The sequence below is a fragment of the Clavibacter capsici genome (assembly GCF_001280205.1).
GTDB classification, from domain to species: domain Bacteria; phylum Actinomycetota; class Actinomycetes; order Actinomycetales; family Microbacteriaceae; genus Clavibacter; species Clavibacter capsici.
In genome coordinates this window covers 2967379-2980556 of record NZ_CP012573.1, presented here as the reverse complement: position 1 = coordinate 2980556, position 13178 = coordinate 2967379, and the positions used below count along the sequence as shown (strand labels likewise).

The following is a 13178-nucleotide window of genomic DNA, read 5'->3' as shown; positions in this document are numbered from 1 at the left end:
CGCGGTTGCGAGGGTCAATCTTGTGCCCCACAACGACGTGACGCCTGAGGAGCGTCCTGCGTGCCCTGCTCTGGGGGTAAGAGGAGGCCCAATAAGCAGGGTTGTCTATAGTCAGTCCCGTTGTTACCCCGGTAGTTTGGCGGAATGACCGACAATAATCCAGACGCAAGCGCTCGTGTAGCCCACGCTGGAACGCCTGCTACCGATCTCGTTAGATTCGAAGAGGGCGTCAGGGGCATGCTAGAGCAATTTGGCCTGCCGACTGAGCGACTCTTTGTGCCTGTCGGCGAGCGCGCAGCGATGGTAAGTAATGTCGGAAGCGTCCTCGAAGAGCTTGACCCCCTTATTCGCTCTCGCGCACATTACGTCTCAAAGATGGTGGCGGCAGCCACCGTGGGGTTGTTCGATGCTGCGTTGAACTACCTATGGGATGAACTGGTTTCAGCATTGCGATCCCGTGTGACCGGGTTTGACATCGCATACTTTTTTGACATTGCTGCGGGAACGAACTCTGACCTGCGGAAGGCGCTCAAAGCCGAAGAGGACCTACCGTCTATTGATGATGCACGTCTCCTACGGGCCGCGATGACCATTGGGCTACTTAGTGACGTAGGATTTGCGCGTCTCGACAATATCCGATTCATGCGCAATCATGCGAGTGCCGCCCATCCGAACCAAAACGAACTTACGGGCCTTGAGCTCGTGACTTTCTTGCAGCTGTGCATTCGCGAAGTCATCAATGTCCCAACGGATAATGTGACCGCCCACACAGGCCGACTACTCGCAAATATAAAGAGAGACGTTCTTGATCAGCCCGCTGTGGATTCCGCGGCAGCGTTCTTCGACCAGCTGCCCTTAGACCGGGCTGATACGCTCGCAAATGGGCTGTTCGGTCTCTACACTGCTCCGGATCGAACGCCCACAGTCGCCGACAATGTTCGTCTTCTCTGGCCGCGTCTGTGGCCATTCGTCCAAGACGCGGCGCGAAAAAGCTTCGGCTTACGTCACGGTCGGGCAAGCGCGAGTGCTGAAACGGATTTCGCTAGCGCAGCGCGCGAGCTGATTGACCTTGTAAACGGATCTGCTTACCTGACCAATGAGGTGCGCGCCATAGATATGAGTGATGCTCTCGATCTCTTGAGTAGTGCTCATCACGGTTCTGACAATTTTTACAATGAGCCCACGCCTGCGCGGAGAGTGCTTGATCTTGCCGGTGAACAAGGGGACGTGCCCGCGCAGGTTCGCGAGCGATATGTTCGCGTCATTGTTGATTGCTATTTGGGTAATGGCTATGGGGTCAGTGTTGCCGCCGTCGTTGCATATAAGAAAATGATTTCCAGATTCTCAACATCGGACGCGCGGATTGCCCTTCGGCTCTTTTTGGAGCCGTCAGTAGCGTCGCTACTCACTAGTAACGTAGGCCGAAATCAATGGACGCTGCTTCTAGATCTGCTTGAACCGAAACTGACGAGCAACACCGATCGCGCCCTCATGTCTGCTATTCGTCAATTTTCTGGAACGCCGGATCAATTGCGATTTGATTCCGGTGTAAAGCGCCTAGCGGAGGCGGCCATCTGATCTAGCCATGCGGTGCATGGACCTCCGTCCGGGCCATTTTTGGCGTACTAGGGACCCGGATGGCCAAGCGTCGAGACTAGATGCCCGCAAGCGTGCTGCCGCTTGCCGGCGTAGTAGCGGCACGAGTCTCTTGCATCTAGGTGATTGCCAAGGGTTCATGCAACTGGATAGACTTCTTACTATGACATTTCACATGAATCCCGACTTTCCACGTCAGCTAGCGGAGCAGATCAAGCGTCTTGGTGCGGCATTGGCTTCGGTCTCATCCAAATATGCGGGACGGCCTGTCGCTGAAGTCAGAAGAGCTTTGCTGGAAGCCGTTAGTGCGGTAGGCAATGGGGCTTCTATCTCGGACCCCGAACTGTCCGTCGTAGCCACTCGCATTAGCGAAGGTAAGCGAGTTTGGATTACAGAAACTGGTTCCATAATGTCGGACGACTAGGGGCCGCGATTATATATTTCAAATATCGACACTAGCGTAGTCGCGCTCGAAGAATCTATTGCAAAGCGCCCCAGCATAAGTAAATGCTAAATTTAGCGGCAACTATATGCACGACTTGCTAAATAAATGGAGCGAGTGACGGGAATCGAACCCGCGCTATCAGCTTGGGAAGCTGAAGTTCTACCATTGAACTACACTCGCGCGACCGGCCTGGAGCCGGGTCGAGACCACAGCCTAGCAAGAGTCCGGCCGGGCGCCACCCCGCGCCGGTAGGCTCCTGCCGTGCTCCTCTCCGACCGTGACATCACCGCCGAGCTCGACGCCGGACGAGTGGCCCTCGATCCGTACGACCCCGGGATGCTGCAGCCCGCGAGCATCGACGTGCGCATCGACCGCTTCTTCCGGCTGTTCGACAACCACAAGTACCCCTACATCGACCCCGCCGAGGACCAGCCCGAGCTCACGCGCCTCATCGAGTCGAAGCCGGGGGAGCCGTTCATCCTGCACCCGGGCGAGTTCGTCCTCGGATCCACGTACGAGCTGGTCACGCTGCCCGACGACGTCGCCGCGCGCCTCGAGGGCAAGAGCTCTCTCGGCCGCCTCGGCCTCCTCACGCACTCCACCGCCGGCTTCATCGACCCCGGGTTCTCCGGCCACGTCACGCTCGAGCTGTCGAACGTCGCGACGCTGCCCATCAAGCTCTGGCCCGGGATGAAGATCGGCCAGCTCTGCTTCTTCCGCCTGTCGTCGCCCGCCGAGAAGCCCTACGGATCCGGCGAGTACGCATCCCGCTACCAGGGCCAGCGCGGCCCCACGGCCTCCCGCTCGTACCTCAACTTCGTGCACACCGACGTGACGGTGACGGACGCGGGGCAGTCGGGGGAGTAGCCCGCACCGACTAGTCAGCTAGTCAGCTGGTCGTTCCGGCGCAGGGCGGGCGGCCGACGCCGCATCGGCCGCCACCTGCACGGCATCCACGGGATCCCGGCCGAGCAGCATCGCCAGGTCGCCGCTCGTCTCGGCGAGGAACCCGTGCCGCACGGCCGTGTGGATCGACATGAGCATCGCCGGCTGGAACGGCTTCAGCCCGGCACCCTCGTAGGACGCCCGGCGCGCAGCGAGGTCGAGACCGTCGAGCGGCGCACCCACCCGCTGCGCCACCGAGGCCGCCGTGATGGGCCTGCCCACGAGGTCGTACCGACGGCCCGCGTGATCCTGCGGCGCGCGGGCGACGACGGCCGCCGCCTCCGCGAGGTCCCCGCGCGCGACGGCCGCGAGGGCCCCGTCGCCGAACGCCGACTCCAGCCGCGACCCGCGCCACGTGAGCAGGGCCCCGAACAGCTCCGCGTACAGGCCGTTCCGCAGCACGGTCGACGGCACGCGGCTCCGGGCGAGGCGGCGCTCGGTCCAGCGGTGCGCGAGCGCGAAGGCGAGGTGGTCCCCGCCCGCCCCGACGCTCGTGTAGATCACGTGCCCGACGCCGTCGCGCTCGGCCGCGGTGATCGCGGCGTCGTGCCGAGCGGTGACCACGTCGTCCTCGGCCTCGCCCGCCGAGACGAGCACCAGGGTGTCGACGCCGGCGAAGGAGACGGTCGCGGGGTCGTCGAGGTCGATCCGACGCATGCCGTCGGCGCCGGAGCGGCTGCTGCCGATCGCGTCGGCCCCCGTCGCGCGGAGGTGCTGGAGGATGGCGGAGCCGAGCTGGCCCGTGGCGCCGGTGACGAGGATCATGGATCCACCTCTCGTGGTTCTGTCGGTGATGTCTCCGAGCGTGCTGCGACCCCCGACCCCTCACAAGGAGGCACTCCCGTGTCACCCACGCACACCGCGGTGACCGCGGACCTCGAGCCCTGCGGCCGCGCGGACCACCTCGACTGCGGGATCCGCGACGTGCTCGACCGCGTCGGCGACACCTGGTCGGTGCTCGTCGTCGTCGAGCTGGCGTCGGGGGAGCGGCGGTTCCGCGAGCTGCAGCGCGCGGTCGAGGGGATCTCGCAGCGCATGCTGACGCTCACCCTCCGGCGGCTGGAGCGCGACGGCCTCGTCGCCCGCACGGTCTTCCCGACGGTGCCCGCGCAGGTCTCGTACGCGCTCACGCCCTCGGGCAGCCGGCTCACCCACCTCGTGAAGGCCCTCGCCGACTGGGCTCTCGCGGAGCGCGCGGGCATCGCGGAGTCGCGGGAGCGCTACGACGCGGAGCACCCGGGGCACGCGATCCGCTGAGCCGCCGACGCCGCCGAGCTGGTCGGCTCCATCCCGGCCCGCCCGCCCCCCCGTGGAGAACCCGCCGACCCCGCCCCGCCCGCATGCCATCCTCAGCCGCCGGGTCCGCTTCCCCTGTCGCGACCTCGGCAGGGGCGCCCCTCCGCACCACCTCCACGCACCAGCCAGCGATCCACCTGGGGCGCTTCGTCCGCACGTCGCCGGGTCGACGACCGTCGCCCGGCTCCGTCCCACGAAGGAGCAGGCCATGTCGTCACGCCCAGGCAGCAGCAGCAGCAGCAGGAGGAGGTGGCTGGCGGCGCTCGTCGTCGGCACCGTCCTCGCCACCGGATCCGCCGTGGTCCCCCATCCCGCCGACGCGCAGGCGGAGGCCGCGACCACGTACCCGTACACGCTGAAGTCGAGCAGGATCCGCGCGGGCTTCGCCGCCGACGGCTCGCTCCAGTCGCTGAAGATCCCGGGCGACCTGCACGACACCGAGTACCTCATGAACCCGACGACCGCGCCCGACCAGGCCGCGGATCCGGACGTCGGCAACCGCCAGTGGCTCGGCAACCTGATGTTCTCCTACGCCACCGGCGACGGCGCGATCACGAAGGACGGCGTCGGATCCACCGCGTGGAAGACCGCGTGGACCACGCGCTCCGGCGATGCCCGCACGGTCACCGCCACGCCCACCAGCGTCACGGTCACGTACGCGGACTCGAAGGACCCGCGGGGCATCTCCGGCTTCACCGTGCGGGAGACGTACTCGATCGCCGCCGACGGCTCCCTCACCTGGAAGCAGGACGTCACCAACTCGGGCAGCCAGCGCCTCGTCATCGGCGACTGGGGCATGCCCGTCCCCGGCAACGAGCTCTGGAAGGGCGGCGACCGGATCTACGAGCGCCGCGTCCTCACCCACTCCTACGTGGGCGAGAACGGCTCCTACCTCACGCTCGAGCGGCCCAGCGGCCAGGGCCCGTTCCTCGCGATGACCCCGGACACCGCCACCGGATCCGGCTTCGAGTACCAGGACCGCTGGCGCACCCAGGAGGTCGGTGACACCCCGTGGGCCTGGAACGAGGACAAGGAGGGCTCGATGGTGAAGGGCCTCAACGTCTACTACGCGCACTCCATGGCGATCCAGAGGACGAACCGCGGGTACCTCCCGTCGACCAGCCTCGCCCTCGCGCCCGGGGCGACGAAGAGCTACACGTACCACCTCGGCTCCGTCGCCGACGATCACGCCATGAAGCAGTCCATGTACGACCAGGGCCTGCTCGACACCGCGGTCGTGCCCGGGTACATCGTGCCCGTCGACCGGAAGGCCGAGATGGCGTTCCGCGTGAAGGGCACCATCACGTCGGTCACCGCGCACAACCGGAACGACCTGCACGGAGCGCACCCCACGGATCCGACCGTCACGTCCTCGCGCAGCAACGGCGAGTACCGGATCTACGACATGGCGTTCGACCGCACGCAGCTCGGCGCGAACGACGTCACGGTGGCGTACACCGACCAGACGGGAGCCGCGCGCACCTCGGTGCTCCAGTTCTCGGTGATCGACGACATCGCGCACCTGCTCGACATGCACGCGCAGTTCATGGTCGACAAGATGCAGTGGACGCCGAAGGACGGGATCGCGCCGTCCGACATCCGGGACTACACGTTCGACGACTGGATGATGAACGCGAAGGACGGCCGCGCGCCCTCCGCCTCGAATCCCGCGGAGGGTCGCCGGAACGTCTACGACGGATACTGGGGCCTCGGCGACGACTGGGGATATCCGCACGCGGAGTTCCTCGCGGAGAAGCAGGTCGTCCGGCCGGATGCGCACCAGATCCAGGCGCTCGACCAGTACCTGCAGAAGGCGGTCTGGGAGCACCTGATGGGCAACACCTCGCCCACCGCGCCGCCGAGCTACGTGATCCACGACTTCTTCGAGCAGGGCAAGCCGGGCAGCCAGAACGACACCCCGATCGGGCGCGGCTACGCCTACCCGCACATCTACAACACGTTCCTGTCGATGTACGAGGTCGCGAAGGAGAACCCGAACGCGATCGCGTACCAGCACCCGGCGGAGTGGTACCTCCAGGCGGCGTACGGCGTCTTCACGGAGCTGTACGACGACAAGGACGTGTTCTACAACTACGAGACCGGCCTCATGGGCGAGCAGTCGACGCCGCGCCTCATCGAGGATCTCCGCGCCGAGGGCATGACCGCGCAGGCCGACGACATCGTGAAGAAGATGGCGACGAAGTACGCGAACGTGTCCGCGGCGAAGTACCCGTACGGATCCGAGTACACCTACGACAACACGGGCGAGGAGGCCGTCTACATGCTCGCGCGCACGAACGTCGACGCGGATCGCACGAAGGCGCTGAGGATCATGCGCGACATCGTGTCGAAGACCGAGGCCGACCGCGGCCGGATGCCCGTCTGGTACTGGAACTCCGTCCCCACCACCATCACGGGCGAGAACACCTGGCAGTTCCAGTACACGGCGGCGCTCGCCGGCTACACGATGGACGACTACATCAACCACACGGCGGCCCTCGAGACCGGCCAGCAGGCCATCTCACCCGCCCGCCGAGCCGAGCTGCAGCGGCTGAACTACGCCGGGAAGGTGGCCGAGCTCGCGACGGTGAACGCGGGACAGATCAGCGACGCCCCCGAGAACATCGGCGCCTCCGCCTGGACCTACCAGTCCGAGCGCGGCAACCTCGGCACCACGGGCGTGGGCGGCGGACCCGACGTGGCGCTCCTCAACGGCTGGCGCGGCATGACCGGCGAGAGCGACCTCGGGCTCTGGGGCGCGATGCAGACCCTGAGCGCGGACGTGGTGACCGACGATCCGATCTTCGGCACCGTCGCCTACGGCGCCGACGTGACGGCGACGGCGGGATCGCAGACCGTCGTGCCGAAGGACGGCCTGCAGCGACGCCTGCACCTGGTCACGCAGCAGCTCTCGGTCGACCTGGAGGACGACGCGTACGCCCGCGCGACCGTGAGCGCGGACAACGCCGACCTGCGCCTCGCGATGCTCGGCCGCAGCGGCGCCGCGCATTCCGGCGTGGCCGAGGTCAGCGGTCTCGCGTCGGGCACCTACGCGGTGGTCGTGGACGGGGTCACGCAGCGCACCGTCACGGTGCAGCGGCCGGGCGCGGCGACGGATCCCCTCGCCCCGCCCACGCGCATCGCGTACGACGCGCCGGCCAGCGGCACGTTCGACGTGCACGTCGTGCGCACGGCCGGCTGAACCGGTCGGGGGATCCGGCGCGTTCGCGATCTAGGCGCCCGGATCCCCCACCGCCGGCCCCGAGTGGTGGTGGTCGAACACCACGCTCGTGCGGGTCGACGCCACGGCCGGGTGCGCCGACAGGTGCTTGAGGACGAAGTCGCGGAGGTGGTCGCTGTCGCGGACGGCGATGTGGAGGATGAAGTCCTCGGATCCGCCGAGGAAGAAGAGCTGCACCACGTCGGCGAGCTCGCGCATCTCGGACGCGAACGCGGCCATCTCGTGCCGGGCGCCCGCGCGGATCGCGATGCTGATGAGCGCCTGGAGTCCCACGCCCACCGCGTCCGCGTCGATCGTGGCGGTGAAGCCCGTGATCACGCCGCGCTCGACGAGGCCGCGCACCCGGGTCACGCAGGTCGACGGCGCGATGCCCGCCTGCTCGGCGAGGCGGCTGTTCGGGGTGCGCGCGTCGGCCCGGAGCAGGGCGACGAGCTTCCGGTCGATCGCGTCGAGCGGCTCGGGGGTCCGCAGTTCCTTCGTCGGCATGGGCCGCCCGTCCTCTCGCGCCGCAGCATCGCGCCGGATGCGGCGCATGCGCCGAAGATCCTACGCACTTCACGAGCCGGAAACGCACGATGGCCATATTGGGACTCGCCCTCCCGCATCGCTGCCGCCGGCCGCACCTCGCGGGGAGACGAGACGGAGCACGCGCATGAAGGTCGGGATCCCCACCGAGGTCAAGAACAACGAGAACCGGGTCGCCGCCACGCCCGCGGGCGTGCACGAGCTCGTGCGCCGCGGCCACGAGGTGCTCGTGCAGGAGGGCGCGGGGCTCGGATCCAGCATCACCGACGCCGACTACGTCGAGGCGGGCGCGACCATGGTAGCCACGGCCGACGAGGTGTGGGCGGCGGCGGATCTGCTGCTCAAGGTCAAGGAGCCCATCGCGGAGGAGTACCCGCGCATGCGCGCCGGCCAGACCCTCTTCACCTACCTGCACCTCGCGGCGTCCCGGCCCTGCACGGACGCGCTCGTCGCCTCCGGCACCACGGCCATCGCCTACGAGACCGTGCAGCTCCCGAACCGCCAGCTGCCGCTCCTCCAGCCGATGAGCGAGGTCGCCGGCCGGCTCTCCACCCAGGTCGGCGCGTACCACCTCATGCGCGCGGCCGGCGGGCGCGGGATCCTCCTCGGCGGCGTGCCCGGCACCCCGAAGGCGCGCGTGGTCGTGATCGGCGGCGGCGTCGCGGGCGAGCACGCGGCGGCGAACGCGCTCGGCATGGGCGCCGACGTCACGATCATCGACCTCTCCATCCCGCGCCTCCGCGAGCTCGAGATCCGCTTCGGCGGGCAGGTGCAGACGCGCGTCTCCTCGGCCTACGAGATCGCGGCGCAGCTCACGGACGCCGACCTCGTCATCGGCTCGGTCCTCATCCCCGGCGCGCAGGCCCCGAAGCTCGTGACCGACGCGATGGTCGCGACCATGAAGAAGGGCTCCGTGCTCGTCGACATCGCCATCGACCAGGGCGGCTGCTTCGAGGGATCCCGCCCCACCACGCACGACGACCCGACCTTCGACGTGCACGACAGCGTCTACTACTGCGTCGCCAACATGCCGGGCGCGGTGCCGGAGACCTCCACGCGCGCGCTCACGAACGCGACGCTGCCGTACGTGATCGCGCTCGCCGAGAAGGGGTGGAAGCGGGCCCTCGCGGAGGATCCGGCGCTCGCCCTCGGCCTGAACGTGCACGACGGGCACGTGACCAACTCGCACGTCGCGGCGGCGCTGGAGATGCCCCTGACGCCGGTCGCGGACGTCCTGGCGGACTGAGCGCGCTCCCGCTGCCGGCTGTGACCTGAACGGGAGGCGGCGGCGCCCCGAACTGGTGCCACGATCTGGTCATCGACCTGTGCATCGGCTGGCAATCTCGGACCATGACCCAGTACGCCCCACCTCCTGCATCCGCACCCGAAGCGCCTCGCAAGAACGGCCTCGGCCTCGCCGCCCTCATCATCGGCATCGTCGCCCTCGTCGGTTCCGTCATCCCGATCGTCAACTACGTCTCCGGCTTCCTGGCATTCGTCGGCCTGGTCCTCGGAGCGATCGGCCTGTTCCTCAAGAACCGGCCGAAGGGCATGGCGATCGCCGGGACGATCATCAGCGTCGTCGCGCTGATCCTGTCCATCGTCCTCGCCATCACCTACACCGCCGGCTTCGCATCGGGTGTCTCCGACGCGATCGAGACGTCGCAGGCGGAGGCCTCGGCGGCCGCCGAGCGCGAGGTCACCGTGACCTACGAGCTCACGGGCTCGGCTACCTCCGTGACGGCGACCTACTCCACCTACACGGACGGCAACTCCGGCTCCGAGCAGGCCACGGAGCAGGCGCTGCCGTTCTCGAAGGAGATCGTCGTCAAGGCGGGCGGCGCGTTCGACTTCTCGAGCTTCACGCTCAGCGGCACCTCCGGAACCGAGGGCGGCGACGTGACATGCCGCATCCTCGTAGACGGCGCTCCGGTCTCGGAGCAGACCGCAACCGGTGCCTACGCGTCCGCGTTCTGCACCGCCAGCTCCGAGGACATCCAGGGCGAGTGATCCCCACGTAGCGGAAGGCCCTGTCGCATCGCGGCGGGGCCTTCTCTCATCGGTGCGCACCCCCGGGCCGTCAGGTCGGGCCGTCGCGGGATCGTGACCCCGCGACGGCCGGATCCGCCCGCGGGCCTGGCAGGGTCGATGCATGACCTTCCGCTACGCCCCCGAGCCCGAGCCGACCGCGCCCCGCGAGCGGAGGACCGTCAACGGCGTCGGCCTCGCCGCGCTCGTCGTCGGCGTGCTGTCGCTCATCGGATCGGTCATCCCGCTCCTCAACTACGTGTCGGGGTTCCTCGCGGTCGTCGGCATCGTGCTCGGCATCATCGGCCTGATCCTCCGCGACCGGCCCCGGGGCATGGCGCTCGGCGGCCTCGTCCTGGGCGTGGTCGCGCTGATCCTCTCGATCGTGCTCGCGATCGTCTACACGGTCGGCATCGCGACGGTCATCGGCGACGCCGTGGAGGACGCGCGCTCGTCGACGAGCCCGGTGCCGCTGCCCGAGCCGCAGGGCACCGGGCCGCAGGACGGCCCGACCACGGCCGGCGACGTCGCGGTCGCCTACGAGCTGAGCGGGACGGTCGCGACCGTGAGCGCCGCGTGGACCAGCCTGGTCGGCGAGGTGCTCGGCACCGAGGAGGCGGAGGCGCAGCCGCTGCCGTTCACGCGCGAGGTCGTGCTGCCGGGCGGCGGGTCCGACGACGAGCGCCTGATCCTCGTCGGCACGGGCGGCCCGGAGGCGGGCGACGTGACCTGCCGGATCCTCGTGGGCGGCGTCGTGCTCACCGAGCAGACGGCGTCCGGCCCGGCCGCGCGCGCGGCGTGCGTCGTGACGGCCGACGAGGTGCGCGCGGCGGCGGGGGAGTGACGGCGTGACGGGAGAGGGCGTGCCGGGAGAGGACGTGCCGGCCGGGGCGAGACGGCCGTCACCGTACGGTCCGGCCGCGGGTCCCGCGCCCCTGCCGTCGCCCGCCGCTACGGCCCCGCGACGCCCGGAGGTCGACGACGAGGTCGGCCGGGTCGCGGTCGTCTCCGGGGCGATCGTCGCGGGCGCGTCGATCGTGCCGCTGCTGAACTGGTTCACCTGGATCGCGGTGCCGGTGCCCCTGGTGATCGGGATCGTCGGCCTCTGCCTCCGGCGTCGGCCCCGCCGTCGCTCGGCCGTCGGGATCGGCCTGGCCCTCCTCGCGACGCTCCTCACCGCGGTGCTGCCGCCCGTCTACGCGGGCCGGCTGGTCGGCTCGATCTGGTTCCTCGACGACGGGAGCGTCGCCGCGCCGACGCCCACCTACGTCGACGAGGAGGCCGCGAGCGTCACGCCCTTCACGCTCACCTACGAGGTGACGGGGACCGCGGCCGGCGTGCAGATCATCTCGTCCGACGGCGTGCAGCTCCACTCCGGGGTCGAGCTGCTCGAGGACCAGCCGCTGCCGTGGACGCGCGACATCGAGGTGCGGGTCACGCGCGACGCGCGGGCCGTGCCGGTGAGCCTCCTCCTCAGCGCGCTCCTGCCCGAGAAGGGCGGCGAGGCCGCATGCCGGATCCTCGTGGGCGACGAGGTCATCGCCACCGGCTCGGCGTCGGGCCCGGGCGAGTACGCGAGCTGCGAGACCGACGCGTACGCGCTGCGGGGCTTCGTGCCGTGATCCGCGGGGCCCGCCGCGCCGGCCGGCTCCACGATGGCCGGGATCAGCCGGCGCTGCGCGCCGCGCCCGCGGTCGCCGAGCTGCCGAGGTCGTCCTTCGGGAGCGGCTCGCCCGCGGTGACCGCCGCGATCCACGCGTCGGTCGTCGCGACGGCCGCGAAGTTCGAGTGCAGCAGCGCGAGCAGGGTGCCGTGCACGGTCGCCGCGTCGACGGATCCGGCCGCGTTGGCCAGGGCGATCGCCCCGGTCGCGTCGGAGAGCACCTCGGCGGCGACGTCGAGCCCCTCGGCCTCCACCGCCGACGCGATGATGCAGTTGTTGGTCATGTAGCCGACGAGCGTGATCGTGTCGACGCCCTCGGCGCGCACCCACTCGACGAGGTCGGTGCCCGCGAAGACGGAGCCCTTCGACTTGGTCACGGCCTTCCACGCGTCCGCGCGGCGCGACTCCACCTCGGGGTGCAGGCGGAAGGCGTCGCTCGTCGGGTCGAAGACGGGCGCGCCCTCGCCGGAGTCGTGCTGCACGACGATGACGGGGATCCCGGCCGCGGTGGCGGCGTCGATCGCGCGGGCGATCACGCGCACGGAGTCGGCGGGATCCGGGTGGCGGATCTCGAGCGGACCGGCGAAGTACTCCTGCTGGACGTCGACGAGGACGAGGGCGCGACGGGGTGCGGGCATGGTGGCTCCTCAGGTGGGCGGGCGGCGCCGTTCGACGCGACCCCTCGATCATCTCCCGCGGGGGCGAGGTCCCCGATCCCTCCCTCGTCGTCCGACCGGCACGTGGTGGTGAGCTGTACCCGTGCACCGTTCCCGGTGCGAGGTGCGGGGCTGACGTGTGCTCGGCTCTCGCCGGGTGCGCTGCCCTCCGCGCCACAGGGGATCAGGTTGCCCGCTGATCCGCCGGGGTGTGCCCGCTCCGGACGACTACCGACTCGCCCCTACGCCTCCTCGACCAGCTCCACCTCCCAGTTCGCGCGCTGGATCCGGGCGTCGAGCTCCCGGAGCTCGCGCGCCGCGTCGTCGGCCCGGTCGCGCACCTCGCGGATGGGCAGCGCCGAGAGCTGCCGCAGCTCGCTCCGCATCTGCCGCGGCGCGTACGAGCCGCCGCTCGCGCCCCCACGACCGGAGGCGGCGTCGGCCGCGGCGGTGAGGATCCCGTGCCGCGTCCGCAGCGCGTCCCGCCGGGCGAGCGCCGCGGTGAGGGGCGTGCCGTCGTCGAGCGCCGCGGCCGTGTTGGTGAGGTTGATCCGCGTCACGAGCGCCGCGAGCAGGTCCGCCGTCTCGACCGCCTCCTCGAGCAGCGCGGCCGCGTCCTCCGCGGGATCCTCGCCCTCCTGGTAGCGGGCGGTCGCCTGGACCCTGCTCCGCAGCGACTCGACGCGCCTCTGCAGGTCGGACCGTTCCATCAGCGCCTCGGCGAGTCTCATGCGTCCACCGTGCCACAGGGCCGCCGGTCCGCGGACGGGCACCGGGATACGA

General features: G+C 69.4%; 12 protein-coding genes and 1 tRNA gene. 8 read left to right on the top strand and 5 right to left on the bottom strand.

Annotated elements, in window-relative coordinates; all coding sequences use genetic code 11:
- Window positions 1-144: 144 nt before the first annotated feature.
- Window positions 145-1578, top strand: coding sequence for a hypothetical protein (locus tag AES38_RS15500; RefSeq protein ID WP_210768429.1), 1434 nt, complete (start codon window positions 145-147; stop codon window positions 1576-1578).
- A 569-nt stretch (window positions 1579-2147) separates the two neighbouring features.
- On the opposite strand, the gene AES38_RS14075 is transcribed toward AES38_RS15500, so the two are convergent.
- A tRNA-Gly gene (locus AES38_RS14075) sits at window positions 2148-2221 on the bottom strand.
- Between the two features lie 81 nt (window positions 2222-2302).
- Here AES38_RS14075 and dcd point away from each other — a divergent pair.
- Window positions 2303-2908, top strand: coding sequence for a dCTP deaminase (gene dcd, locus AES38_RS14070; RefSeq protein WP_053775497.1), 606 nt, complete (start codon window positions 2303-2305; stop codon window positions 2906-2908).
- 18 nt (window positions 2909-2926) lie between these two features.
- Here dcd and AES38_RS14065 read toward each other — a convergent pair whose 3' ends face one another.
- Window positions 2927-3751, bottom strand: a complete 825-nt coding sequence (locus AES38_RS14065) for an NAD-dependent epimerase/dehydratase family protein (protein WP_053775496.1) — start codon at window positions 3749-3751, stop codon at window positions 2927-2929.
- A 78-nt stretch (window positions 3752-3829) separates the two neighbouring features.
- On the opposite strand from AES38_RS14065, the gene AES38_RS14060 reads away from it, so the two are divergent.
- Together AES38_RS14060 and AES38_RS14055 are read left to right on the top strand one after the other, a co-directional pair.
- Entirely contained in the window at window positions 3830-4243 is a 414-nt protein-coding gene (locus AES38_RS14060) for a winged helix-turn-helix transcriptional regulator (RefSeq protein WP_053775495.1), read from the top strand.
- A 247-nt stretch (window positions 4244-4490) separates the two neighbouring features.
- Complete coding sequence (locus tag AES38_RS14055; protein WP_053775494.1) at window positions 4491-7484, top strand: DUF5695 domain-containing protein; 2994 nt, start codon at window positions 4491-4493, stop codon at window positions 7482-7484.
- 30 nt (window positions 7485-7514) lie between these two features.
- Here AES38_RS14055 and AES38_RS14050 read toward each other — a convergent pair whose 3' ends face one another.
- Complete coding sequence (locus AES38_RS14050; RefSeq protein WP_053775493.1) at window positions 7515-8009, bottom strand: Lrp/AsnC family transcriptional regulator; 495 nt, start codon at window positions 8007-8009, stop codon at window positions 7515-7517.
- Between the two features lie 166 nt (window positions 8010-8175).
- Here AES38_RS14050 and ald point away from each other — a divergent pair, with 166 nt between their 5' ends.
- The 4 genes from ald to AES38_RS14030 all read left to right on the top strand — a co-directional run bounded on the left by ald (window position 8176) and on the right by AES38_RS14030 (window position 11698).
- Entirely contained in the window at window positions 8176-9294 is a 1119-nt protein-coding gene (gene ald, locus AES38_RS14045; RefSeq protein ID WP_053775492.1) for an alanine dehydrogenase, read from the top strand.
- A 104-nt stretch (window positions 9295-9398) separates the two neighbouring features.
- A complete protein-coding gene (locus AES38_RS14040; RefSeq protein ID WP_053775491.1) occupies window positions 9399-10058 on the top strand; it encodes an MmpS family transport accessory protein in 660 nt (219 codons plus the stop codon).
- A 142-nt stretch (window positions 10059-10200) separates the two neighbouring features.
- On the top strand, window positions 10201-10920 hold the full coding sequence (locus AES38_RS14035; protein ID WP_053775490.1) for a DUF4190 domain-containing protein: 720 nt from the start codon (window positions 10201-10203) through the stop codon (window positions 10918-10920).
- A gap of 4 nt (window positions 10921-10924) precedes the next feature.
- The gene (locus AES38_RS14030; protein ID WP_053775489.1) at window positions 10925-11698 is read left to right on the top strand and encodes a hypothetical protein; all 774 of its coding nucleotides are present in this window, start codon (window positions 10925-10927) and stop codon (window positions 11696-11698) included.
- A gap of 43 nt (window positions 11699-11741) precedes the next feature.
- Here the strand turns inward: AES38_RS14030 and AES38_RS14025 are convergent, their stop codons facing one another.
- Together AES38_RS14025 and AES38_RS14020 are read right to left on the bottom strand one after the other, a co-directional pair.
- A complete protein-coding gene (locus AES38_RS14025) occupies window positions 11742-12377 on the bottom strand; it encodes an isochorismatase family protein (protein ID WP_053775488.1) in 636 nt (211 codons plus the stop codon).
- Between the two features lie 260 nt (window positions 12378-12637).
- On the bottom strand, window positions 12638-13126 hold the full coding sequence (locus tag AES38_RS14020) for a DIP1984 family protein (RefSeq protein WP_053775487.1): 489 nt from the start codon (window positions 13124-13126) through the stop codon (window positions 12638-12640).
- Window positions 13127-13178 lie beyond the last annotated feature (52 nt).

Excerpts from the sequence above, each read along its gene's own strand:
- AES38_RS14050 (WP_053775493.1), bottom strand. The coding sequence starts at position 8,009 with ATGCCGACGAAGGAACTGCGGACCCCCGAGCCGCTCGACGCGATCGAC.
- ald (WP_053775492.1), top strand. The coding sequence starts at position 8,176 with ATGAAGGTCGGGATCCCCACCGAGGTCAAGAACAACGAGAACCGGGTC.
- AES38_RS14035 (WP_053775490.1), top strand. The coding sequence starts at position 10,201 with ATGACCTTCCGCTACGCCCCCGAGCCCGAGCCGACCGCGCCCCGCGAG.
- AES38_RS14055 (WP_053775494.1), top strand. The coding sequence starts at position 4,491 with ATGTCGTCACGCCCAGGCAGCAGCAGCAGCAGCAGGAGGAGGTGGCTG.
- AES38_RS15500 (WP_210768429.1), top strand. The coding sequence starts at position 145 with ATGACCGACAATAATCCAGACGCAAGCGCTCGTGTAGCCCACGCTGGA.
- AES38_RS14065 (WP_053775496.1), bottom strand. The coding sequence starts at position 3,751 with ATGATCCTCGTCACCGGCGCCACGGGCCAGCTCGGCTCCGCCATCCTC.
- AES38_RS14020 (WP_053775487.1), bottom strand. The coding sequence starts at position 13,126 with ATGAGACTCGCCGAGGCGCTGATGGAACGGTCCGACCTGCAGAGGCGC.
- AES38_RS14025 (WP_053775488.1), bottom strand. The coding sequence starts at position 12,377 with ATGCCCGCACCCCGTCGCGCCCTCGTCCTCGTCGACGTCCAGCAGGAG.
- AES38_RS14040 (WP_053775491.1), top strand. The coding sequence starts at position 9,399 with ATGACCCAGTACGCCCCACCTCCTGCATCCGCACCCGAAGCGCCTCGC.